The 22552-nt window shown below is 52.6% G+C and carries 25 protein-coding genes; 23 read left to right on the forward strand and 2 right to left on the reverse strand.

The window, feature by feature from the left end; genetic code table 11:
• Positions 1-119 precede the first annotated feature (119 nt).
• The 11 genes from HS100_00745 (at position 120) to HS100_00795 (ending at position 9260) form a co-directional block, all read left to right on the forward strand.
• Positions 120-1202, forward strand: coding sequence for a hypothetical protein (locus HS100_00745; protein MBE7432419.1), 1083 nt, complete (start codon positions 120-122; stop codon positions 1200-1202).
• A 21-nt stretch (positions 1203-1223) separates the two neighbouring features.
• Positions 1224-1562, forward strand: coding sequence for a hypothetical protein (locus HS100_00750; GenBank protein MBE7432420.1), 339 nt, complete (start codon positions 1224-1226; stop codon positions 1560-1562).
• Between the two features lie 351 nt (positions 1563-1913).
• Positions 1914-2555, forward strand: coding sequence for a hemolysin III family protein (locus HS100_00755; GenBank protein ID MBE7432421.1), 642 nt, complete (start codon positions 1914-1916; stop codon positions 2553-2555).
• 59 nt (positions 2556-2614) lie between these two features.
• Positions 2615-3991: a hypothetical protein gene (locus HS100_00760; protein MBE7432422.1), complete on the forward strand. Its 1377-nt coding sequence runs from the start codon at positions 2615-2617 to the stop codon at positions 3989-3991.
• A gap of 26 nt (positions 3992-4017) precedes the next feature.
• Positions 4018-4188 (forward strand): hypothetical protein, encoded by a 171-nt coding sequence (locus HS100_00765; protein ID MBE7432423.1) that lies wholly within the window; start codon positions 4018-4020, stop codon positions 4186-4188.
• Positions 4189-4375: 187 nt separating this feature from the next.
• Positions 4376-5263: a hypothetical protein gene (locus HS100_00770; GenBank protein ID MBE7432424.1), complete on the forward strand. Its 888-nt coding sequence runs from the start codon at positions 4376-4378 to the stop codon at positions 5261-5263.
• Positions 5264-5371: 108 nt separating this feature from the next.
• Positions 5372-5881, forward strand: a complete 510-nt coding sequence (locus tag HS100_00775; GenBank protein MBE7432425.1) for a hypothetical protein — start codon at positions 5372-5374, stop codon at positions 5879-5881.
• A 540-nt stretch (positions 5882-6421) separates the two neighbouring features.
• A complete protein-coding gene (locus HS100_00780) occupies positions 6422-6781 on the forward strand; it encodes a hypothetical protein (protein MBE7432426.1) in 360 nt (119 codons plus the stop codon).
• Between the two features lie 22 nt (positions 6782-6803).
• Positions 6804-6983, forward strand: a complete 180-nt coding sequence (locus HS100_00785) for a group-specific protein (protein ID MBE7432427.1) — start codon at positions 6804-6806, stop codon at positions 6981-6983.
• A gap of 22 nt (positions 6984-7005) precedes the next feature.
• A complete protein-coding gene (locus HS100_00790; GenBank protein ID MBE7432428.1) occupies positions 7006-8454 on the forward strand; it encodes a YfcC family protein in 1449 nt (482 codons plus the stop codon).
• 62 nt (positions 8455-8516) lie between these two features.
• A complete protein-coding gene (locus HS100_00795) occupies positions 8517-9260 on the forward strand; it encodes a hypothetical protein (GenBank protein ID MBE7432429.1) in 744 nt (247 codons plus the stop codon).
• A 48-nt stretch (positions 9261-9308) separates the two neighbouring features.
• Here the strand turns inward: HS100_00795 and HS100_00800 are convergent, their stop codons facing one another.
• Positions 9309-10307: a hypothetical protein gene (locus HS100_00800; protein MBE7432430.1), complete on the reverse strand. Its 999-nt coding sequence runs from the start codon at positions 10305-10307 to the stop codon at positions 9309-9311.
• Positions 10308-10368: 61 nt separating this feature from the next.
• Entirely contained in the window at positions 10369-11406 is a 1038-nt protein-coding gene (locus HS100_00805) for an SIS domain-containing protein (protein MBE7432431.1), read from the reverse strand.
• Between the two features lie 101 nt (positions 11407-11507).
• Here HS100_00805 and HS100_00810 point away from each other — a divergent pair, with 101 nt between their 5' ends.
• The 12 genes from HS100_00810 (at position 11508) to cadA (ending at position 22257) form a co-directional block, all read left to right on the forward strand.
• The gene (locus HS100_00810; GenBank protein MBE7432432.1) at positions 11508-12191 is read left to right on the forward strand and encodes a hypothetical protein; all 684 of its coding nucleotides are present in this window, start codon (positions 11508-11510) and stop codon (positions 12189-12191) included.
• 4 nt (positions 12192-12195) lie between these two features.
• Positions 12196-12858, forward strand: a complete 663-nt coding sequence (locus HS100_00815) for a metal-dependent transcriptional regulator (GenBank protein ID MBE7432433.1) — start codon at positions 12196-12198, stop codon at positions 12856-12858.
• Positions 12859-12863: 5 nt separating this feature from the next.
• A complete protein-coding gene (locus tag HS100_00820; GenBank protein ID MBE7432434.1) occupies positions 12864-13529 on the forward strand; it encodes an L-2-amino-thiazoline-4-carboxylic acid hydrolase in 666 nt (221 codons plus the stop codon).
• Between the two features lie 18 nt (positions 13530-13547).
• Positions 13548-14141: an isoprenylcysteine carboxylmethyltransferase family protein gene (locus HS100_00825; protein ID MBE7432435.1), complete on the forward strand. Its 594-nt coding sequence runs from the start codon at positions 13548-13550 to the stop codon at positions 14139-14141.
• Between the two features lie 53 nt (positions 14142-14194).
• Positions 14195-14821, forward strand: a complete 627-nt coding sequence (locus HS100_00830; protein ID MBE7432436.1) for an isoprenylcysteine carboxylmethyltransferase family protein — start codon at positions 14195-14197, stop codon at positions 14819-14821.
• A gap of 14 nt (positions 14822-14835) precedes the next feature.
• Positions 14836-15765, forward strand: a complete 930-nt coding sequence (locus tag HS100_00835) for a zinc ABC transporter substrate-binding protein (protein MBE7432437.1) — start codon at positions 14836-14838, stop codon at positions 15763-15765.
• A 1-nt stretch (position 15766) separates the two neighbouring features.
• Positions 15767-16513, forward strand: coding sequence for a metal ABC transporter ATP-binding protein (locus HS100_00840; protein ID MBE7432438.1), 747 nt, complete (start codon positions 15767-15769; stop codon positions 16511-16513).
• Positions 16514-16590: 77 nt separating this feature from the next.
• The gene (locus HS100_00845; GenBank protein ID MBE7432439.1) at positions 16591-17718 is read left to right on the forward strand and encodes a metal ABC transporter permease; all 1128 of its coding nucleotides are present in this window, start codon (positions 16591-16593) and stop codon (positions 17716-17718) included.
• A 1-nt stretch (position 17719) separates the two neighbouring features.
• Positions 17720-18826, forward strand: coding sequence for a metal ABC transporter permease (locus tag HS100_00850; protein ID MBE7432440.1), 1107 nt, complete (start codon positions 17720-17722; stop codon positions 18824-18826).
• An 89-nt stretch (positions 18827-18915) separates the two neighbouring features.
• Complete coding sequence (locus HS100_00855; protein MBE7432441.1) at positions 18916-19206, forward strand: winged helix-turn-helix transcriptional regulator; 291 nt, start codon at positions 18916-18918, stop codon at positions 19204-19206.
• 4 nt (positions 19207-19210) lie between these two features.
• Entirely contained in the window at positions 19211-20152 is a 942-nt protein-coding gene (locus HS100_00860; GenBank protein MBE7432442.1) for a cation transporter, read from the forward strand.
• 8 nt (positions 20153-20160) lie between these two features.
• Positions 20161-22257 carry a cadmium-translocating P-type ATPase gene (gene cadA, locus HS100_00865; protein ID MBE7432443.1) on the forward strand — a complete coding sequence of 699 codons (2097 nt, stop codon included), beginning with the start codon at positions 20161-20163 and terminating at the stop codon, positions 22255-22257.
• Positions 22258-22552 lie beyond the last annotated feature (295 nt).

Below are 22552 nucleotides of genomic sequence, written 5' to 3' on the forward strand. Positions count from 1 at the left end.
CAATTATGAAAAATCAAATTCAACGACGCGATTTCGATTTACACCGAGCAATTCTCTGGCTGATGTTGATCGTCATCTTTGCTCTGACGGGCGGGTGCGGTCCAGCCCCCCAGCCCGGTGTGCAAGTCACCAAAACAGGATGGGAGGCGCAGCGATACGGTTTGTACAACAAAGTGTGGGGCTCGACGATTTCTACATCTCAGGCGGATCTTTTGACCAATACTTGGAAAAAGATTGTGGTCAATGGTTATGTCACTACTGATTCAAATGGTCAGGGCAAGATGAGGAAGGATTATCCCAGCAATACCTGCACCGTTTATGTATTTCAACGAAGTTCCGCAGGCGTTCTAAGCGAAGCGATCACGACCTGCCCAAGGGGAACAACGGGAACAAGTTGCACAAACGCTTCCACCTGGCTATTGAACAACTGCGGTATTCGGGCTGTGACCTTGCCGGCCAGCATCGTCTTCAAGGGAACCATGGTTACGATCATTGAGTATCGTGAATTGGAAGTGGTCATCGTTCTCAGTTCTGAAGGAGTGGCAGAGGTGACACCCACAGACCAGCCCGACCAGGTGTTCGAAGTCCATCCCGGCCTGGCCGCTTATGCAGTGACAAACGAGTTCCGCGAACAAGCAGAAGGTTTCTTTGGTTTTCCTCCGGGCGTGGAAGTTGATTTTGAACAGATGATTGGTCCCATCGAATCAATGGACCAGGTGCGGCAAATCCAGAGTGCCAACCTGATTTTGCGCAGCCAGGGATTGCCGATGGTCCCATTGCCTGAACCCATTGTGTTGGGTCTTCGCTGGCTAACAGCGCAACCCGAAGATTTTCGAATCACAGAAGCGGTGGCGAATTCTGTTAATTGGGTGAGTTTGGCGGAAACCTTTCCGGATATTCCCACACCTCGTGTTTTTGAAGCCCAGGGGCAGATTCTGGATTTACGCTCGATCCCTTATGATACGGAAAATGCGAGGAGGCTTATGGCCGAAGCCGGTTATCCGGACGGATTGGAAATAGTCCTTGTTTTTGACGATAGCATTCCGGGCTTGGCGAATCTTACCTCCGCGATGACGGATGATTTAATAGGGAGTGGGATATTTATCGTCAATATGCAACCGTTCAACCCGGACAACGCAGAGGCTGTTTTTGCCGAACTGGAGGCAACAAACCTACCCATCCTCGTATTGAGCGGATATTAATCGACGATTCACGGAGGAAACATGCCTGCATTTGATTTACCCCTTTTCCTGTTTGGCTGTCTGGGCGGTCTGCTCCCGGATGTCCTGCGCATCATCCGAAACAGGCGCAAGATTCGTCTTCCAAATTATCTGAGAAAGTTGAATTTCTGGCTAGGGACACTTCTGCTTGTAGGTGTAGGCGGGTTGACCGCCTGGATCCTGAGCGCAGAATCAGCCAAGGATGCGTTGATCTATGGTTTTGCCTCGCCACAGATACTGTCACAACTTGCCGCCAGCGTCCAAACAGGACGAGTGGAACGGGGTATGAACGAGGAGGAAGGTGAATTCTCCTTCGGCTTGTTACAATGGTGGGGGAGTTGATATCAATTTGAAAATTGCTCTGTGACTTCTTTGCAACAGAGCCTAAAATTTGACGGCTACTCTTGTGCAAGAAATCTGCCGCCGCCTGTCAAGGCGGAGAAAATCTTAACAAGAATGGCGTGAATGCGACGAATTTCGCGAAATACTCGCATGATTAGCGGAATTCGCGTTCTGTTCTTGCGCTTGGTCCAAACGTGAGCCAAAATAACTCGATCAGGGAATTCCTTCGCCGGGGCTTGTCCTGAGCCGGCCGAAGGACTGCGAAGGGAGCAATTGCACCTTTTAACTCCACCCACCGCTTCGCGGCAATATATTTTCCTTTGGTACAATACATTTCCAAAGGAAAATATCATGCTCAAGAAATTACGCGAACCCGTCAACAGCCTTACGCATTGGGCGGGAGCGGTCCTCGCCCTCATCGGGCTGATCGCCCTGCTCATCGTCGGGTGGAGCACGCCCGCCAAGATCATTTCACTCGCCATCTATGGAGTCAGTTTGGTCTTTTTGTTCTCCGCCAGCGCCACCTATCACATGGTGCAAGTCAAGGACAAGGCGTTGGAGATCTTCCGCAAGGTGGACCACGCCGCCATTTACGTTTTGATCGCCGGAACCTATACTCCCTTTTGTGTCAACGCTTTCGACGGTTTCTGGAAGTGGGGCATGCTGGGCATCATCTGGACCCTCGCCGTCATCGGTATCGTCGTCAAAATATTCATCATCCGCGCGCCGCGCTGGCTCAACGCGGGCATCTACATCGTGATGGGCTGGTTGAGCATGACGGCCATCGGCGAGATGTTGAACGCGCTTCCCGCCTGGGTGCTGGTCTGGATGCTCATCGGCGGCGTCACCTACACCCTGGGCGCGGTTGTGTACATCACCAAGATCTTCAACTTCAAACCCGGCGTCTTCGGCTTCCATGAAGTCTGGCACATTTTTGTTTTGCTCGCCGCGCTGGCGCATTTCATTGCCGTGATGGGCGTGGCAATTTATTAAATCTCTGTCGGCGTAAGCCTGTCCTGGACGGACAGTCCAGGGAGGACGCCAACCATGCTATGAGACCATTTGAAATCATCATCCCGGTCTTGCTGACCGTTTATCTTGCATGGGGTCATCCGCGCCCCCTCGCGGTTCGACTCCTGCCCGCGCTGGCTCTTCTCGCCACGCTGATCCATTTCGCCGTCGAAGGCTACCGCTGGCAGATGATTCCGCTCTATGCGCTGGCATCCCTGCTTGCCATCAGCGCGTTGACAAAAATTTTCGGAACAAGCGATTGGAAATCCACCGCCTCTTACCTGACGTTGATCGTGGTCGCTGTTTCGACGGCTTTACCCATCCTGCTGCCGGTTCCCCGCATCCCCGCCCCGAGCGGACCGTTCCAGGTCGGCACGCGAATCATCGAAATGATCGACGAGTCGCGCAGAGAACTTTACTCCGGCAAAGACGAGCCGCGGCGATATATGATCCAGGCCTGGTATCCCGCCGATGTGAAAGAGACGGATGAACGCGCCCCCTGGATGGAACGCGCCGATATCTTTGCTCCCGCGATTGCCACCTACATCGATCTACCCTCCTTCTTTCTCGACCATCTCGCGCTGGCGCAAATCCCCACATACAAGAACGCGGATATTGCCGCTTCCGGCGAAAAATTTCCTGTCATATTGTTCTCACACGGCTGGAACGGATTCAACGCGCAGAACGCCGGTCAGGCATTGGAACTCGCCAGTCACGGCTTCATCGTGATCGGAATTCAACATACTTACGGCGCAGTTGTCACGGTCTTTCCGGATGGGACGGTCGCGCCGAACAACCCGAACGCTTTACCAGCCGATGCGGACGACCCAAATTACGAGGAAGTCGCGCGCATCCTTGCGGATCAATGGGCGGACGATATGAGCCATACATTGGATTTCATTTCATCGGCTGATGCGGGCAATCCCTTCGCCCCCAGCGTGGATTCGGCGCGGGTCGGCGTATATGGCCATTCGACGGGCGGAGGCGCGGCGATCCAGTTCTGCGGAGTCGACTTGAGGTGCAAATCCGTTCTGGGGATGGACCCGTTCATGAGACCCGTCTCCGCCGAAGTCATCGAAAGCGGGTTGCCCATGCCGTCGTTCTTTATGTTCTCGCAAGCCTGGGCGGATATTACCGACAGCAAAAATAACCGCCTCTTTCTCGGGTTCAATCCGCGCAACCAAAACAATCTCGGCGCCATCGTCATCGAAGGCACGAGGCACTACGATTTCAGCGACCTGCCGCTCTTCTCCCCCATCGCGCCGCAGTTGGGGTTGAAGGGTCCGTTGAACGGAAAGCGCGTGACCGAGATCGTAAACGGTTACCTGCTTGATTTCTTCGAGATGACGTTGAGAGATAACGCTTCGGGCTTATTTGATGCCTCAAGCCCGTACCCCGAAGTGAAGGTTTATCGATAAAGGAATTATCAAGGAATTGGATCGGAATGAACATCAATAAACGCAAAGTATCCGGCTATCTGCTGATCCTCGGGATGGTCTTCCTTGTCATCGGCTTCGTCAGCGACAACACCATCTTCTCCTGGGCGGCGGTCGCATTTGTTTTGATCTCGCTTGTCCTGGGTGGCAGGTGGCTGAGACCGAGGCGACGCCCCTGACCCCTACTTGACAGGGTGGTTATAATGAAAATTAGTGAAGGATATAAGGTATTATCCCGCAAGGGGACTTTACAGCGCATATGCTGTATAACCCCCCAAATTGGGGGTTTATACGACATGCTATATAAACCCTAGTTGGGCGGCTCGTAATCAACGGTCTGAATTCGTTTTCTACACAGGGTGCCGAATGAAAAAGTACGAAATCAGGAACTATCAAAAGGGGTTTGAGCGAGATCAAGTTCGGATCGGTCTTGAGGTCGCCCAGAATTGGATCTGGCCGTATGCATATCATTTGGATGGGCTCTTGAAAATTCATTCGCAGCCTGACTTTGATCCGACAACACGACATTATTGTTTTCTAGACGATCACATGGTGGGCTATATGTTCTCGCTTGTCATGCAGTCAGGGGAAGATACACCTCCCAATGCCAACCTGGATTTTCCTCGCATGATGCCAGGGCATGAAGAAGCCGCCGAATTACTACTGGAAAAGGCTTTTGAAACACTCCAGCAAAAGCGTGTTTCTCATATTGAAGGCAGGCTAACCACAATGTGTCCGGGTGATATTCGGTTGGCTGAAAAATCCGGATTTTCCATCCGGGATTGGGGATATAAAGTCTATTACTCGTATGAGATGCAATGGGGTAAGCTCGCTTTTCCTGATCAGGTAGCTCAGGATATTGATCCTATAAAAGATCTAGAGGAATGTGCTAATATCGCATCCAAATGGTATAACCGCCCGTCAGGCTGGTGTCATTCTCTTCTCACCGAATGGCATGAAGAAGGTGTCATCACTCACTTGGGTGTGCGAAAAGATGGAGAACTGATTGCCGCTTGTTTGGCTGCTCCAAACGATGTACGCCCATCGACAGCAGCAATATTTTATATCTATTCTCCCGAGGAAGACAGCTTGAAGCCCATGCTAACAAAAGTTGTCAATAAGTGCGTTGATTTCGGTGTGACGAATGTAATTGCTGATCTGATCAACGAACATCGACAGTATGAGCCTGTCTACCAGAAAATGGGATTCAAGAAGGTTGCAGAATGGGCACGTTGCGAAAAAATACTTGCCTGAAAGATCCAACGCCGCCCAACACAGCGTGCATCCCGTCTCCGCTTCGCGGGGCGAACGGGCTCGGAGGCGAGACACAAGCCGTTGGGCGTTTTTCAATCAAGAGTCAATATGATAAATCTCGATAGTTCAAAATGGTCAGAGTTGAGTCACGCTTACGGAAATGCGTCAGATATTCCGAACCTTTTACGTCAACTTGAAGAAATGCCTTCGTCGGCTGGAAATGATGAGCCTTGGTTTTCAATTTGGAGTTCTTTAGCGCATCAAGGTGATGTTTATTCAGCATCGTTTGCCGCCGTTCCGCATGTCATTCGTATTCTTTCGCAGGATCCATTAAAAGCTGATTTTTCCTTTTTCCAATTTCCTGCATGGGTTGAAATTTGCCGTCAGAAAAAAGCAGTTGAAATTCCAATGGAGTTAGAAGAAGATTACTATTTAGCCTTAAGACAGCTGCCACTTCTTGTCGCCTCTGCTTCTGAAAAAGAATGGGACGAAAACTTCCTTGCATGCGCTCTTTCTGCAATCGCAGCAGCGAAAGGTTTTGGCGCGATTGCAGATACCGTACTTGAACTGAATAACGAGACTGCAAGTGAATTTATAAAATGGCTTGACAGCAGGTAATATCTGTCTAATGGCAGTGACTTCTAATTCGGTCAACGAGTCTTGCACAACAAAAAAACGCCAAACAAGGCATGCACCCCGTCTCCGCAACCTTCGCGGGGCGAACAGTCCGATCCATCGCTGCGCTCAGGATAGGCTAGCTTGACGGCTTCGTCAATGTCCGCGCAAGAGAGCAGGTCAAGGTCAAGCCATCGGGCAGCGGTAGGAGTTTTCTGGCTGCTATAATCGCAGTAATCTCCGTCCACGCTTATGCCCACATCGAAGAAACATAACGATCAACTGATAAACATAGACCCGACAACCTAGAGTATAAAATACCAGAGACGGAATATGTCAGAAACTCCCATCACCCCTGAAACTTCGGAAGATCGGGCACACGTACCAGTCTGGAAAACGCTCGCAATCCTGGTCAGTGCCATCATGTCGGCTACCATGGCGCCCTTTCTTGTTTGCTTATGCACTTTGCCGGTTGTATTGGTGTTGTTTTCAATCATCGAAAATGCTGCACCTCAATGGTTACTGACAGATATGAATTTTGTAATGACCGCAACATTGTACGCAACTTCTTATTTTGGCATTGCGTTGACCCTCTGCTTGAGCATACAGTTTGTCGTCTTCGGCATTCCCACCGCCCTCGTGGGATGGCGCCTCGGAAGGATCACGCCGCGCTCAAGTATTCTTGCCGGGTGTCTCGTTGGCAGCCTACCCTGGCTGTTCGCTCTCCCATTCAACTCACCGTATGGTTTGGATTATCCTGTCGCAGAAAAAATCCTGGTAGCTGTCGGACCCATCCTCATCATGGGCGTGTTGGGAGCAATCGAGGGCTTTATTTTCTGGCTTGTCTGGCGTTTTTTATCCAGGCGCAGTGTGCCAACAACGAGCGCATCCGATTTGGGATAGGCTCCGCTTGTTGGGTAAATTCTTGGCTGGATGGTTTAGCCAAAGTCCGCACACGTGGCGGGAAGTGGTCAAAGCTGCTCTCACTGCTTATCCTGACGCGGTCAAAACCCCGGGACCACACGGAATCTCTCTCATCGCCCATGCCGAGGCGGGCGGCGACGAAGCGAAGTCTGTGCTGGATTATTTAAACTCACTTGCATGACGGGATGAAAGGAGAATCGATTATGGAAGAAAAATCAGGCGCGCAGATCAGCCGCAAGGCGTTCATTCAATCGGTGGTCATCCTCCTAGCGTTGATGATCGCCGCCGGGGTGCTTACGCTTGTCATCCCCGCCGGTCAATTTCAGCGGATGGAAGCGGACGGGCGCGAAATCATCGTCCCGGACTCGTTCGAATTTACGGAGAAACCGGATTATCCCATCTGGCGCTGGTTCATCGCCCCGCTCGAATTGGTGACCGGGCCGGACGGTTTGACCGTGATCGTCATCACGGTTTTCATTCTGATGGTCGGCATTGCCTTCGCCGTCATGGATAAAAGCGGAATCCTCAAGGCGGCGCTGGCGCGCATCGTGCGCCGGTTCGAAAATCAGAAGTATTTGTTGTTGCTGGTCATTACTTTTTTCTTTATGGCGCTCGGCGCATTCTTCGGCATCTTCGAGGAGGTCGTGCCGCTCGTTCCATTGATGATCGCGCTCGCGTACTCGCTCGGATGGGATACACTGACGGGGCTGGGGATGTCCATTCTTGCGACGAACATGGGATTCTCCGCCGCCATCACCAACCCGTTCACCATCGGCGTGGCGCAGGGAATCGCCAAACTGCCAGCCTTTTCGGGGTCGGGATATCGGATTGTCATCTTTATATTCTTCTATGCAATGCTGGCTGTCTTCCTCACCCGCCACGCCCGCAAGGTGGAGGCGAATGCCAAAGCCTCCCCTGTATACGAAGAGGAACAAGCCACCCGCGCAAAGTACACTCATTTTGCGGCTGACGCTATTTCACATGAAAACTCCCGCACCACACCTGCGATCATTTTCCTGTTGGTGTGTGTTGCGCTGATCTTCGTGACGCTATTTGCAGGTCCATTCATCCCGGTCATCAGCGACCTGGCATTGCCGATTGTCGGTTTGCTTTTTCTGATCGCGGGCATCGGCTCGGGACTCATTTCCGGCGTGGGAAAAGCCGCATGGAGGGCGGCAGGCGAAGGCTTGGCGGGAATCGCTCCCGCCATCCCGTTGATCCTCATGGCGGCAAGCGTCAAGTACATCATTGCGTCGGGCGGAATCCTCGATACGATCCTTTATAACGCAGCGAATGCATTCGAAGGCTCGAACCCTTTCACAGCGGCGATCCTGATCTACGGGCTCACGCTCGTCATTGAGTTCTTCGTCTCGAGCGGCTCGGCAAAAGCCTTTTTGTTGATGCCCATCCTCGTCCCTCTCGCGGACCTGGTCGGAGTCACGCGTCAGACGGCCGTCCTTGCTTACGTCTTCGGTGACGGCTTTTCGAACCTCGCCTATCCCACCAGCGCTGTGCTTTTGATCTGTCTCGGTCTGACAGCTGTGACCTATCCAAAATGGCTGAGATGGGTCATGGGTCTGTGGGTCTGGGTCATCCTTGCTTCGCTTGTGTTCCTTGCCATCGGCGTCGCCATTCAATATGGACCATTCTAGTACCAAAGGGTTCTTGGTATGAAGCATGACATGGCTATAATCGCAATAAAACAGGAGAAAAGATGAGCAAAAGAAATCAATTAACCCTTGGTCTGATCGCTGCGATCGTCTTGCTGGCATGTGCCTGCCCGGTTTCGGGTTTGATTCCCGGCGGCGGGGAAGAATCGCCCACACCGGGTCTGCCCTTTGTGCCCGCCACCGAGGAGCCGCAGATCGAAATCCCTCAAATCCCGGCTAACGTTTTGTTTAGCGACGATTTCAGTTCAGCCAGCGCAGAGATGGAAGAGTATTCCAGCGATGACGGGAGCGCGGGTACCGAAAACGGCGTCTATGTGGTGCGGTCTTCCGGCGATGTCTGGCAATGGGGCAGGAGCAATTCCGAGTTTGCCGACACGGTCGTTGATGTGGATGTAACCATGATCGCGGGTCCCTCGAATGACAATGCCGGGTTCGGCGTAGCCTGCCGACTCGTCGAAGCCGAAGATACTTCGGTGGACGGTTACATGCTTGCCATCAGCGGTGATGGGTACTACACCATCCGCAGCATAACCGACAGCAATATGACCGCGCTTGTGGATTGGACTTCTTCGGGCGCCGTCAAACAGGGCAATGCCGCCAATCAAATTCGCGCCACTTGCAATGGCAGCGAACTGATCCTCGAAGTGAATGGCACTGTCGTTGCAACCGCCTCCACCATCCCCGGCGGCTCGACGTCCGGCGCGATCGCCTTTGCCGCGATCTCATTCGAAACAGCGGAGCCTTATGCTGAGGCGCATTTCGACAATCTTGTGGTCAGTCAGCCGTAAATACATAATGAAACAAAAAAGGATTCGCAGATGCGAATCCTTTTTGATTTATTTTGCCGACCGCATCTTTTGACGGATGAACGCCGTCTCGATGATCCGGTCGAAGAAACCCTTGTATCCATCCCGGTCATACAAGATCATATAATCTGCGGGGCCGTACTCTTTAGGGGGAAGCATGATGGCGGGATTGGGGTTGATCTCCAGGATGAACAACTCCCCCGCATCATTCATACGGATGTCGCATCGGCCGTACCCGGCGATCCCCATGGCGAGGAACATCCGCCTCCCCATGTCCTGGAGCCGGGCTTTCAATCCGGAATCGGTCACTTCTTTGAAATCGAAAGGCACGTTGTAATCCCACTTGATGTCGGTATGCCAGAATTCTTCGCCGTCGGGGAAGATCAATTGCGCAGGCGGGTAAACAAAAGGATTCGCCATGTCCCCCGGGTTATCGACCACAAGCACGTTGTATTCCGTCCCAACGATGAACTCCTCCATGCGCGCCGCACCGAATTCCACGCAAACTCTTTTCACTTGAGCAAGCACCTCGGCAATATTCTCCGCGCGCGATTCCTTGAACATGCCCGTGCTTCCATAACTCTTGGGATGCTTGACCATGACGGGATAGCGCAGGTTCCCGACCAGTTTTTCCGCTTCCGCCTCATTATGGACCCGGTACCCTTTCGCAAAACCGATTCCGTTCGCGTCGGCGACGGCTTGCATCTCTTCGCGCGTCGGGTCGAAGCAATGCGAGTCCGCGCCGGTGAAGGGAAGGTTGAGCGTCTCGAGCGCCTGGACGACTTCGATGCCGTGATATCCCAAAGCGTCATCCTGGAGATCCTCGAATTCATATCCTTCGCAGACATTCATGTAAACATCATATTCGCCCGAATCAGCGAGGGCGCGGATCTTTTCGAAGACCGGCGCGGTCAATGTCACCATCTTCCAATCGTACCCGGTCAGATAAGGCGAGGGGTCGAAATAATTGATCTCTTCATCGGATAGAACGCAAATGCGCATGTTGCGGCTCCTGGGGTGGTGTTTCATGCATTATGCTTCATTTCCCCCCTTGTTGAATAATCTTTAAGAAAATAAACCGATCTTATCCCTACTTTGTCTCGGTAACTTTTCGGATACTCCGCGGCTGTTCTGTGTCATAGCCTTTTGCAATTGTCAGGTGATATGCAAACAATTGCGCCGGCAAAATACCGACCAGGGGAGAAAGCCATTCCGGCGTCTCAACAGGAATTCTCAACGGGACTTGAGCCAGTGAGAGCGCCCTCTTATCGTTCGATATGACGATCAACTCGGCGGAGATATCGGAATGGAGGCGCTTGAGCATATCCAACATGGAATTAAAAACTTTGCCCCTCGCCGCGACAGCGCACACCGGGTATCCGCTCTCGACCATGGCGATGGGTCCGTGCGCAAAATCGGCGGAGGAATAGGGCTCGGCGATGATGTAAGTAAGTTCCTTCAGTTTCAACGCCCATTCGAACGCAGTAGCGTAATTGAAGCCCCGTCCCAGCACGACGGTCTGATCGATGTAGCGGTAACGTTGGACGGCTTCTGCGATGAAACCGCTTTGCTTCAAGGCTTCTTTCATCCAAACGGGGATTTTCTCCAGCTCGCTCCATGCCATTTTATCTTCATTCAATGCCGCAGAGAGCATCGCAATCGCAGTCAATTCGGTTGTATATGTTTTCGTCGCGGCAACCGCTTTTTCCTCCCCGGCATAAATATCGAGAACAAAATCCGATGTTCTCGCAAGCGGCGATTTGTCCTCGTTGGTAATTGCCAGAGTCATGCATCCCTGGCGTTTCCCCTCCTCCAATACGCTGACAATATCCGGTGACTTGCCCGATTGCGAAATTCCGACGACCAGCGCATTTATTAATTTGGGCGGCTTTTTGTAATACGTAAATAATGAAGGCGTCGCCAGCGCCAGCGGGAGTCCGTTCATTGCGCCGAGCAGATAATTGGCATACCGCCCAGCATTATCCGATGTGCCGCGCGCAGCGAGAAAAATATATTCAATGTTTTGCTTTTGGATCTCACCAGCTATGCGCCCGACATTTTTCCGTTGGGAGGTAAGCAGATATTTGATTCGCTCCGGCTGTTCGGAAATCTCGGAAAAGAGGGACATGAGTCGATTGTAAGGCATTTTGCCTCTTGACATATTTTTTAGGCTAGGCTAAAATACATTTAGCCTTAACTAAATTTTATGGGTTGCGAGGTTTTCAGATCGTGAACATTCTTCAAATTACCGGTTTGCTTGCCGTGTCAGGCGCATTTATTTATGCAATTGGCGACGTTCTCCTGCTGGCAGGCAAAGTCAACCTGGACGATTATCCCCGCCTGAAGCCATTCCAAAAACTGCTCTCCAATGCAGAGAGAATGGTCACCCACTCTTCCCAAAGGATATTGTGGGGCGCACTGCTCGGCGTGTTTGCCACTCCACTGGTGCTCGCCGGTTTCTGGCAGGTTTATCAGGGATTGGCAGGCGCAAATCAAACTCTCAGACTTGTCGTTTTCCTGATGTTTGCAATTGCTTCCATCTTCGGCGCGTTCGTGCATGGAACTTTTTTCTACATGGGCGAATACGTCAAAGCGTTGAACATGGTCGCAGACGAGTCTCAGCAGATCATCGCCGGTATGATCCAGCGGCACAGGAAGATATTGATCATCACCTATGCCCCACTGCTGATTCTTGTCATCATCGCCTCCATTTTGTTTTCGATTTTTGTGGCATCAGGCAGGACCGCCTTCCCGCTCTGGATGACAGGTATTACGCCGCTGACCATGACGATCGCATGGCTGTCCGTCAAGCGCATCCTGCCGCAATTCATCCGCGACGCCACTGAAGGTGCAGGATTCAACATTGCGTACATGACGTTCTTTGCCTGCACAACCATTTCGCTCTGGAAATAATCGAATGAAACAATCCACTTCCATTCAGGATTATCTCAAGCGTATCTACGAGTTGACTGAAGACGGCTCGCCGGCCAGCACCAATGACCTTGCGCGAGAACTGAACGTCAGCGCGCCATCCGTGACAGGCATGATCCAAAAACTTGCAGCGGAGAAACCTGCCTTGGTCGAATACCAGAAACATCAGGGAGTGACGTTGACGCCGACTGGCAAAAAGGCAGCATTGGAAGTGATTCGCCATCACCGCCTGCTGGAAGTCTGGCTGGTGCAAACCCTTGGTTATTCCTGGGATGAAGTTCACGAAGAAGCAGAACGGTTGGAGCATGTGATCTCGGAGGATTTCGAGCGACGCATCGCCGCCGCGCTTGGCAACCCGACCCGCGACCCGCACGGCGAGCTCATCCCCACCGCAGATTTGAAAATGCCAGTGGATGACTCGACGCCGCTCTCGGCTCTGCGGCCAAATCAGACTGCGATGATACAACGCGTCGTGTCCCAAGACCCAAACCTGCTTCGCCATCTCGACAAGTTGGGACTCACCCCGGGCGTTCAGATCGAAATCATGGAGTATTCCTCATTTGACAACAATCTCACCGTGAAGGTTGGGCAGAAGGTCAATGTACTTGGGCTGAACATCACGACCAAGATCTTTGTAGATATCAGGTAATGAAAATGCTGAACGACTTTTACTTTAGAAATAAGACAACTTTCATCAAACAACATCGCAAGATCATGCGGCTCGGACGCGGACTCATGGAGTCCCGTTTCGGCGTGGAAAAGGCAAGGGATGTCATCCGCAGGTCTGAGGTCCGCTATGAGGCGCTGCTGGCGGAGATGCCATACATCGGCGGCTGGGACAATTCCCTGACCGACACGTTGACCCAGGTCGGCAGTATGTTGGCGTTGTATTTCGTCTTGAAGGAAGACGGCAAATCCACAGAGGAGATCGGCGAGTTGGTTCATCGCATCGCGGATAAGAAAGTGGAGTCGATGCCGCGCTTTTTGCGAAGTTTGTTGGGCAGGATATACATGTCAAGACTGTGGCGCCAGCGCACGGTGAAAAAAGCTTCGATCTCGCAGCAGAAAAAATATCCCGGAAATTTTGTTTTCGAAGTTGTGCCGGGAAGGCAGGGCGAATACGAATGGGGCATCAATTATCTTGAATGCGCCATCGCAAAATTCTTTCACCAGCAGGGCGCGGATGAATTCACCCCTTACATGTGCTATGTGGATACCATCCTCTTCCCCGGCATGGGCATAGACCTGAAACGGACAGGCACGATCGGGCAAGGCTGCTCGCATTGTGACTTTCGATTTAGCAGGAAAATAACTTTATAAATAGAAAGGTAATTCAAAATGAACGAAAATGTTTTCCGTATTTTAGCTGCCGTGATCTTTTTCACAGCGATCGGCATTTCAACCTACTTCCGCCGCCAGGCGGATAAGAATTCAGGTGAAACCGTTTCCCGCAAGGTGGACGGCACGCCCATGATGCTTCTCCTTGTAGTCGGCGGGTTGATCATCTGGCTCAGCCCGCTGGTTTACCTGATCAATCCCCAATGGATGGCATGGGCGAAGATCGGTTTGCCCGATTGGGTGCGCTGGCTTGGCGTCGGGTTTGGAGCCATTTGCGCATTTGGAGTCTACTGGCTGTTCAGCAGCATCGGCAGCGGCATTACACCAACCAGCGCCACACGCAGGGAACATAAACTTGTTACTCATGGGATCTACAAGTACATCCGTCACCCGCTTTACACCTTTGGATCATCCCTGTTCATCTCCTTCGGCATGATGGCGGATAACTGGTTCATCGCCCTGCTTGGAATTCTTGCATTCATTGCTGTGGCGATCCGTACACCGAAAGAGGAAGCCAATCTCATAGAAAAATTCGGCGATGAATACCGCGAGTACATGAAGCGGACGGGCAGATTCCTGCCAAAATTATTCTAACTATCAGTGGTGACGGTCACTTAAAGAGTGACTGTCACCTTCAGGAGAAAATAATGTTCCTCGAAATATTTTTCAAGATCGCATTCTTTGTCATCTTTTTTAGCTTTGCTTATGTCATGACCGCTTACTCAAAAAAAGCCAAGGCTGGCAAAGAAGACAAAACCACCCGCATGAAAATGCACAACGAAAATGAAGTTCCGCTTTTATTGAAACTTCGCACCATCTTTGGCATCCCTTTTTATCTCGGCATCCTCGTGTGGACGTTCGCACCAAAATTCATGGCATGGTCTGCCATCCCTTTCCCCGCCTGGGTGCGCTGGGCCGGGCTTGGGCTGGGCATATTTGCGATCTGGTTGAATGCATGGAGCCACAAGACCGTCAGCAACAAACTCGGCGCAGAATTTGACCCCGCCATGCGTTTGCTGAAGGTTCCGGCATTGGTGACAGAAGGTCCCTACGCAAGGATGCGACACCCGATCTACCTTGCCTTCCTTTTGATGCAAACCGCGGTTCTTTTCCTGACCTCGAACTGGCTCATCGGCTTTAGCGGACTCGCCATCATTATTTCGGTCATCGCCATCCGCGTGCCGGAAGAAGAGAGACTTCTCATCGAACAATTCGGCGAACAATACCAAAACTATATGAAACATTCAGGAAGCCTGCTTCCGAAAATCGGATAACCGGAGAGAGACAAATGAAGAAAATAATTTTAGTTGTACTAACCCTATCCCTGCTCCTGAGCGCTTGCGCAACTCAGGAGACAGGTGGAAATACCGACGGCAAATTGAACATTGTCACCACCACCGGCATGATCGCGGACATTACTAAAAATGTCGGCGGGGAATACGTGGAGGTAATCGCCCTGATGGGCGCAGGTGTGGATCCGCACCTGTATAAAGCCAGCGAAGGCGATGTGCGCCGCCTGCAAGAGGCTGACCTGATCCTTTACAGCGGTCTGCATCTCGAAGCGCAGATGGGCGAAGTGCTGGAGAAAATGAACGACTTCGGCATTAAGACCGTCGCAGTGACAGACAAGATCGACCGTGCCACTTTATTGGCAAATCCACAGTATCCCGATCAATACGACCCGCATGTTTGGTTCGATGTGACGATGTGGATGAAGGCAGTGGAACAGGTGCGGGAAACTCTGTCTGAAATTGACCCCAGCCACAAGTCTGAGTATGAGGTGAACGCGACAGCGTATCTCACCCAGCTTGAGGAATTGCATCAGTATGTTTTGAGTCAAGCAGAAACTGTTCCTGCCGATAAGCGTGTCATCATCACCGCTCATGATGCCTTCAATTATTTTGGCAAAGCGTACGGCTTTGAAGTGCGTGGCTTGCAGGGCATCAGCACCGAAGCGCAGGCGGGAACTGCAGACGTGCAAGATCTGACTAACTTCATCGTGGAGCGACAGATCCCCGCCATCTTTGTGGAGTCATCCGTGCCGCAACGTAATGTCGAAGCAGTTCAGGCGGCGGTGCAAGCGCAAAGCTTCGATGTGCAAATTGGCGGCTCGCTGTTCTCAGATGCAATGGGCAACCCAGGCACGCCTGAAGGGACGTATATCGGCATGGTGCGACACAACATCGATACCATCGTTTCTGCGTTGAAAGGTGAATAACATGGCAGTCAATGCGATTGACGTAACTGACTTGACCATTGCCTACAAAGACAAACCCGTGTTGTGGGACGTGGACATGGAAGTGCCCTCGGGCACGTTGATGGCGATCGTTGGTCCGAATGGCGCGGGCAAGACCACCATGATCAAATCCATTTTGGGGTTGATCAAACCCGCGGCGGGACAGGTGCTCGTTTATGGCAAGCCGTATGCAGAGCAGCGTCACCTCGTTGGTTATGTGCCCCAGCGCGGCAGCGTGGATTGGGACTTCCCCACCAGTGTGCTGGATGTGGTGATGATGGGACGCTACGGTGCACTCGGCTGGATGAAACGCCCCGGTGCTTCAGAACGCGCAGCGGCGTTGGATGCCCTCGATAAAGTTGGGATGAAGTCTTTTGCTGAGCGGCAGATCAGCCAGCTCTCCGGCGGGCAGCAGCAGCGTGTCTTCCTGGCGCGCGCGCTCGTACAGGATGCACAACTTTATTTTATGGACGAACCTTTTCAGGGTGTGGATGCCACCACCGAACGAGCCATTGTGACCTTGCTGCAAGAATTGCGTTCGGCAGGCAAGACCGTCGTCGTCGTTCATCACGATTTGCAGACCGTGCCCGAATATTTCGACTGGGTCACCATGCTCAACGTGCGCCGCATCGCCTGTGGACCGGTGGGCGAAGTATTCACAGATCAGAATCTGCGCAAAGCATACGGCGGCAAGGTTGCCTTTCTAAGCGCGGAGAATGGAAAGCATTAATGCCATCCGCAGATGGCGCAGATTTCACCGATTTTTCTTAATCTGCCTAATCGGCGAAATCTGTGGATAAAAATCTTATGGATATTTCTCAACTCTTTTACGACCTCTTCTTTGACTACACCCTGCGGACAGTGGCGCTTGGCTCTGCGATTTTGGGAATTGTCAGCGGGGCGCTTGGGTCGTTCGCGGTGCTGCGCAAACAAAGCCTGCTCGGAGATGCCATCTCCCATGCGGCTCTGCCTGGCATTGTGATCGCCTTTCTCATCACCCGCAGCCGTGAACCTGCCGTGCTAATGCTGGGTGCGTTGATCGCAGGCTGGCTGGCGACGCTCTTCATGTTGAACGTCATTCGCACCACGCGCATTAAGGACGATAGTGCCCTAGGCTTGGTGCTCTCGGTCTTCTTCGGCATGGGGCTGATGCTGCTGACCTTTACCCAAAAACTACCCGATGCCACCCAAGCCGGTTTGGATAAATTCCTGTTCGGGCAAGCCGCCACCCTCCTGCAAAGTGACGTGATCACGATGGCAGTTATTGGTGCATTGGCAATCACCCTGCTCATAGTTTTCTGGAAAGAATTCAAGCTCATCACCTTCGACCCTGAGTACGCGGCAAGCCTTGGCTACCCTGTTCGTTTCCTTGACGTGTTACTCACCACTTTGTTGGTCATCGCCATCGTCATCGGCTTGCAGACCGTGGGCGTGGTATTAATGTCCGCGATGATCGTCGCGCCCGCCGCGGCGGCGCGTCAGTGGACGGACAAACTCAAAAACATGATCATCCTTGGCGGATTGTTTGGTGCAATTGCTGGCGTAAGTGGAACACTTATCAGCGGTTCGGCGGAGAAACTGCCCACGGGTCCGGTGATCGTTCTATGCATGAGCGTCATCGTCTTGTTCTCGATGCTGTTCGCCACCAATCGCGGATTGGTCTGGAACTGGTTCCGCAATTTGCAGAACCGCCGTCAACTGCGTGCACAAGCCGTGCTGGCTGACCTCAACACGCTGGCCATGCAACATCCCAACGAAGAGCGCGGACATTCCTCCGCGGTGCTGCGCGCCATGAGCACCAACCCCGAAGGCGTTTCGCTGGCGTTGAGTCAACTCAAGGAACAAGGCTTTGCGCAGGAACTTAGCAAAGATGCCTGGGCATTGACCCAGTCCGGGTTGGATGAAGCAGGCAAATCTCAAGAGAAGGAGGCGTAGCATGTCCGCACAAATTGAAATCATGTTAATCGCATCCATCGTCGCCGTCACATGCTCACTGCTTGGCGTCTTCCTTGTGTTGCGCCGCATGGCAATGATGAGCGACGCCATCAGCCATACCGTGCTGCTTGGCATCGTCATCGCGTTCTTCATCACCAAAAGCCTCACATCGCCGTTGTTGCTTGTGGGCGCGGCGCTGATGGGTGTCATCACCGTCAGCCTGGTGGAGTTGCTCAACCGCACACAACTTGTGCGCGAAGACGCTGCCATTGGCTTGGTCTTTCCCGCCATCTTCAGCGTTGCGGTTATTCTCATTTCGCGCTTCGCAGGCGACGTACATCTCGACACCGACGCCGTATTACTTGGCGAGCTTGCCTTCGCACCGTTCAACCGCATTAAGTTGTTTGGGCTCGACCTTGGCCCCGAAGCGCTTTACACCACCGGCGGCATCCTCGTGCTCAACTTGATCTTCGTGATCGTCTTTTACAAAGAACTCAAACTCGCCACCTTCGACCCCGCCCTCGCCGCCGCGCTTGGTTTTCTGCCCACCGTCATTCACTACGCGTTGATGACCCTCGTTTCACTCACCGCCGTCGGTTCGTTCGACGCCGTCGGCTCGGTGCTCGTGGTCGCTTTCATGATCGCGCCGCCCGCCGCCGCATATTTATTGACCGACCGCCTCTCACGTATGTTGGTCTATTCCGCGCTCATCGGAGTCTTCTCCGCCATTAGTGGATACTGGCTCGCCTACATTTTGGATGCTTCCATCGCAGGCTCGATGGCGACGATGACCGGCGCTTCTTTCTTAATCTCGTACCTGTTTGCCCCCGATCGCGGACTCTTAGCCCAGGCCCGGCGCCGCCAAAACCAGCGCATCGAGTTCGCACTAACCATGCTGACGATGCATATCGCCAATCACACCGCTGCGCAGGAAGCTGAGATCGAGAACGAGGTCATCCACCTCAACGAACATCTCAAATGGACTCCGCAATTCGCCATGGAAGTGGTCGGCATTGCCGAACGCAACGACCTGGTGACCCAGAAGAACGGAGTACTTACCCTCACAGAAAGCGGATTAAGACGGGCAAATCAGGAATTCAGCAACTAACCTCGATCACGCATAAGACCTGTCAAAAATCATATTGACAGGTCTTATATTTGCCATTAATATATGAATACTTGTTCATATATTCAACCATGAAATTAACTGAACTCAAAGCCATCAAACTTGCTGAGCTCTTCAGCGCACTCAGCGACGCGAGCCGTATCCGCCTCATTGCCCTGCTCATGGACGGTGAAATGAGCGTCCGCGCCCTTGCGGATAGACTCGGCATGACCGAATCCGCCGTCTCCCACCAACTGCGCGGACTGCGCCAGATGCACCTCGTCCGCGCGCGCAAAGCGGGCAGGCAGGTCTTTTATTCGATCGACGATGATCATGTCTCACGGCTGTTCACGCTTGGGCTCGATCACGTTCAGCACGGATAAATCGATGCATTCTAATTTTCATACCCATTCCCATATTAGCGACCTTGCAACACAAACCACCAAACGCCTCACCCTTTCGTTGATCCTGACTGCGGCGTTCGTGGTCATTGAAGTCGTCGCGGGCATTTTCGGCAACAGCCTTGCGCTGCTCACCGATGCCGCCCACAACTTCACCGATGTGATCGCGTTGGGATTAAGCTGGTACGCACTGCATCTCGCCACAAAACCCGCCCACGCAGGCAAGACCTTCGGCTATCACCGCGTTGGGATTCTCGTCGCCCTGATTAATTCCACAACTTTGATTCTGATTGCGTTCGGGATTTTCTTCGAAGCCTACAAACGCTTCATTACCCCGCCTGAAGTTGACTCGACCCTCCTGATCGGAGTCGGCGCTGTGGCGTTTATCATCAACCTCGTCACCGCCCTGATGGTCAAAGAAGGCAGCGAACATGATCTCAACTTGCGCAGCGCCTTCCTTCACCTGATGGGAGACGTCATGTCCACACTTGGGGCGGTCATTGCAGGCATTATCATCGCCTTCACAAAATGGAACTGGCTCGACCCATTCGTCAGCGTGTTGATTGGCACATTCATCCTGTACAACGCCTGGGGCATCCTCAAGCAGACCATTCACATCCTGCTCGAAAGCACCCCCGAAAACATTGATATGATCGAGATGGTTACAGATATTCGCAAGCTGGATGGCGTGCATGACATCCACGATTTGCACGTCTGGAGCATCAGTGAAAATCTACGAATGCTCACAGCACACGTTGTGATAGATAATATGTCCATCGGCGAAGGCGTTTCGATTCAACAAAATATAAATGAACTACTCGCTCATACCTACAATATACAGCACGCCACCCTGCAAATGGAATGTGATTGCTGCAGCAACGGGTTGCTCTACTGTGAGATCCGCGAAAATCACCACGAGCACGTGTAAGGCTTCTAATGGAACAAATTCAAACCATCGAAATCCCCATCGCAGGCATGGACTGTACCGAATGCACCCAACACGTACAGCACGCCATCTCCGGCGTGGACGGTGTCAAAAAGGTCGATGTCTTCCTCTCGTCTGAAAAAGCCATCGTGCAGTTGAACCCAGCCGTGGCAAAGATGGACAGTATCCGCATCGCCGTAAAAAATGCCGGGTATTCTGTCGCTTCAAAGGAAGAAGAAACCAAAACGCCCAACGCTGCTCTGGCGGATTTTTCGCGCCGCATGTTCACCGCTTTCGGTCTCGCCTTTGGCGCGGTCATCATTATCGTCGTCCTCGGTGAATGGCTGGGGCTGCTCGATGGTCTGACTCAACTCATCCCCTTCCCGGTTGGTGTGGCGCTCGTTCTGCTCGGCGGTGCGCCGATCTTTCTAAACGTCATCCGCGCTACACTCAATAGACAGATCATCGCCCACACATTGATGAGCATTGGCGCGATCGCCGCGCTCGTCGTCGGCGAATGGACCACCGCCATGGTCGTCATCTTCTTCATGCACATCGGCGGCTATACCGAACGTCTCACCGCAGAAGGTGCGCGCCGTGCTGTGAAAGATCTCACCGCAATGGCTCCGCAAACCGCCCGCATCGAAAAAGACGGAGCAGAAAAAGAAATCCCCATCGCAGAAGTTCAACTCGATGACATCGTCATCGTGCGCCCCGGCGAAAAGATTCCCGTGGATGGCGAGGTCATCGCCGGTCACGCGGCAGTGGATCAATCATCAGTGACAGGCGAGGCTATGCCGGTGGAAGCAGGCATCGGGTCCCAGGTTCGAGGCGCGACCATCCTTAAGCAGGGCACGCTCAAAGTGCGCACCCAAGCCGTGGGAGCACAGTCCATGTTCGGGCGTGTCATCAAGATGGTCGAAGAAGCCGAAGCCCACCGCGCCGACGTGCAACAATTCGCCGATAAATTCAGCGCGTATTATCTACCCGTTGTCGCAAGCATCGCCGCGCTCACATTTTTATTCAGCCGCGATCCGCTTGCAACCGCGGCGGTTCTGCTCGTGGCATGTTCATGCACCATCGCGCTCGCCACGCCCATTGCCATGCTCGCCACCATCGGCATGAACGCGAAACATGGCGTGCTCATCAAAGGCGGCAAATATATCGAGACGCTCGCGCGCGCCGATGTGCTGCTGATCGACAAGACCGGCACGTTGACATTGGGCAAGCCGGTCGTGACGGATATCATCGCGCTGAATGGCATGAATGAACACACGCTTCTTTCCCGTGCCGCATCTGCTGACCGTTACTCCGAGCATCCCCTCGCCGACGCCTTGCGCCGCTCCGCACACGAACGCGGACTTGTGCTCAGCGAGATCACGGATTTCGAATCTCACACGGGCAAAGGCGTGCAAGCGAATGTGGATGGTAAAAAAGTTTTTGTTGGAAAATCGACGAATGCAACTCCAGAACAAGCCAAAGAATTTGAAGCACAAGGTAAAACGGTTTTGTATGTTTCGATTGACGACTCTTTGGCAGGCTTTATCGCCGTCTCTGATACCTTGCGCAACGAAGTACCAGACGTGTTGCGAGAAGCAAAACGGCTTGGCATCAAAAGGATCGAACTGCTTACCGGCGATAACGAACGGACTGCGTCCTCTGTGGCTGGTGCGTTGAATATCTCTTATCGCGCTGGTTTAATGCCCGAAGATAAAATCCGCATCGTGAAGGAATATCAAGCGCAAGGGCATATCGTCGTCATGGCTGGCGACGGCATCAACGACGCGCCCGCGCTCGCACAAGCCAACGTCGGCATTGCGATGAAAGCCGGAACCGACATCGCCATCGAAGCCGCCCACATCACCCTCCTGCGCGAAGACTGGACTCTGATTCCGCAAGTCATCGCTGCCGCGCAACGAACCATGCGTGTTGTAAAAGGCAATCTCGGTTTCACAGCAGCGTATAATATCGTCGGCTTGGCGCTGGCGGCATTCGGTTTCCTTCCGCCCATGCTGGCGGCGGCGCTGCAATCCATCCCCGATCTAGGGATTCTGGGAAATTCAGCAAGGTTATTCCCAGGGATCAAATCCTATACAACCGCAGGTTAAATTCATTACAAAAGGCGTGGGACCGTGAAATAAAGGGATTTACGATTGTCTCAAAATGGACTCGGCATTTAGTTTCACCGTGAAAATGGATTAAAATATCCTGGTTGAGAAAAGATCGAGAATTTTGATATGTGCGATATTAATTACAGGATAATTGCTTTATTCCTTATTTGTACTGTGACGCTCGGGTGTTCTGCACCATCAAGTCCACAAATGACTCCTACATCCCATCCAACGATAACAGGACCCACACCCATCTCCACCACAATAACACATGATCCCGTAACACCCATAC

The organism is Anaerolineales bacterium, from assembly GCA_015075725.1.
Classification (GTDB): Bacteria; Chloroflexota; Anaerolineae; order Anaerolineales; family Villigracilaceae; genus Villigracilis.

What these genes read in the sequence shown, in the direction of transcription:
- HS100_00850 (MBE7432440.1), top strand. Translation starts at nt 17,720, where the DNA reads ATGTCCGCACAAATTGAAATCATGTTAATCGCATCCATCGTCGCCGTC.
- HS100_00825 (MBE7432435.1), top strand. Translation starts at nt 13,548, where the DNA reads ATGAACGAAAATGTTTTCCGTATTTTAGCTGCCGTGATCTTTTTCACA.
- HS100_00765 (MBE7432423.1), top strand. Translation starts at nt 4,018, where the DNA reads ATGAACATCAATAAACGCAAAGTATCCGGCTATCTGCTGATCCTCGGG.
- HS100_00775 (MBE7432425.1), top strand. Translation starts at nt 5,372, where the DNA reads ATGATAAATCTCGATAGTTCAAAATGGTCAGAGTTGAGTCACGCTTAC.
- HS100_00840 (MBE7432438.1), top strand. Translation starts at nt 15,767, where the DNA reads ATGGCAGTCAATGCGATTGACGTAACTGACTTGACCATTGCCTACAAA.
- HS100_00760 (MBE7432422.1), top strand. Translation starts at nt 2,615, where the DNA reads ATGAGACCATTTGAAATCATCATCCCGGTCTTGCTGACCGTTTATCTT.
- HS100_00750 (MBE7432420.1), top strand. Translation starts at nt 1,224, where the DNA reads ATGCCTGCATTTGATTTACCCCTTTTCCTGTTTGGCTGTCTGGGCGGT.
- HS100_00795 (MBE7432429.1), top strand. Translation starts at nt 8,517, where the DNA reads ATGAGCAAAAGAAATCAATTAACCCTTGGTCTGATCGCTGCGATCGTC.
- HS100_00815 (MBE7432433.1), top strand. Translation starts at nt 12,196, where the DNA reads ATGAAACAATCCACTTCCATTCAGGATTATCTCAAGCGTATCTACGAG.
- HS100_00860 (MBE7432442.1), top strand. Translation starts at nt 19,211, where the DNA reads ATGCATTCTAATTTTCATACCCATTCCCATATTAGCGACCTTGCAACA.
- cadA (MBE7432443.1), top strand. Translation starts at nt 20,161, where the DNA reads ATGGAACAAATTCAAACCATCGAAATCCCCATCGCAGGCATGGACTGT.
- HS100_00845 (MBE7432439.1), top strand. Translation starts at nt 16,591, where the DNA reads ATGGATATTTCTCAACTCTTTTACGACCTCTTCTTTGACTACACCCTG.
- HS100_00820 (MBE7432434.1), top strand. Translation starts at nt 12,864, where the DNA reads ATGCTGAACGACTTTTACTTTAGAAATAAGACAACTTTCATCAAACAA.
- HS100_00755 (MBE7432421.1), top strand. Translation starts at nt 1,914, where the DNA reads ATGCTCAAGAAATTACGCGAACCCGTCAACAGCCTTACGCATTGGGCG.
- HS100_00830 (MBE7432436.1), top strand. Translation starts at nt 14,195, where the DNA reads ATGTTCCTCGAAATATTTTTCAAGATCGCATTCTTTGTCATCTTTTTT.
- HS100_00855 (MBE7432441.1), top strand. Translation starts at nt 18,916, where the DNA reads ATGAAATTAACTGAACTCAAAGCCATCAAACTTGCTGAGCTCTTCAGC.
- HS100_00770 (MBE7432424.1), top strand. Translation starts at nt 4,376, where the DNA reads ATGAAAAAGTACGAAATCAGGAACTATCAAAAGGGGTTTGAGCGAGAT.
- HS100_00835 (MBE7432437.1), top strand. Translation starts at nt 14,836, where the DNA reads ATGAAGAAAATAATTTTAGTTGTACTAACCCTATCCCTGCTCCTGAGC.
- HS100_00805 (MBE7432431.1), bottom strand. Translation starts at nt 11,406, where the DNA reads ATGTCCCTCTTTTCCGAGATTTCCGAACAGCCGGAGCGAATCAAATAT.
- HS100_00780 (MBE7432426.1), top strand. Translation starts at nt 6,422, where the DNA reads ATGACCGCAACATTGTACGCAACTTCTTATTTTGGCATTGCGTTGACC.
- HS100_00800 (MBE7432430.1), bottom strand. Translation starts at nt 10,307, where the DNA reads ATGAAACACCACCCCAGGAGCCGCAACATGCGCATTTGCGTTCTATCC.
- HS100_00790 (MBE7432428.1), top strand. Translation starts at nt 7,006, where the DNA reads ATGGAAGAAAAATCAGGCGCGCAGATCAGCCGCAAGGCGTTCATTCAA.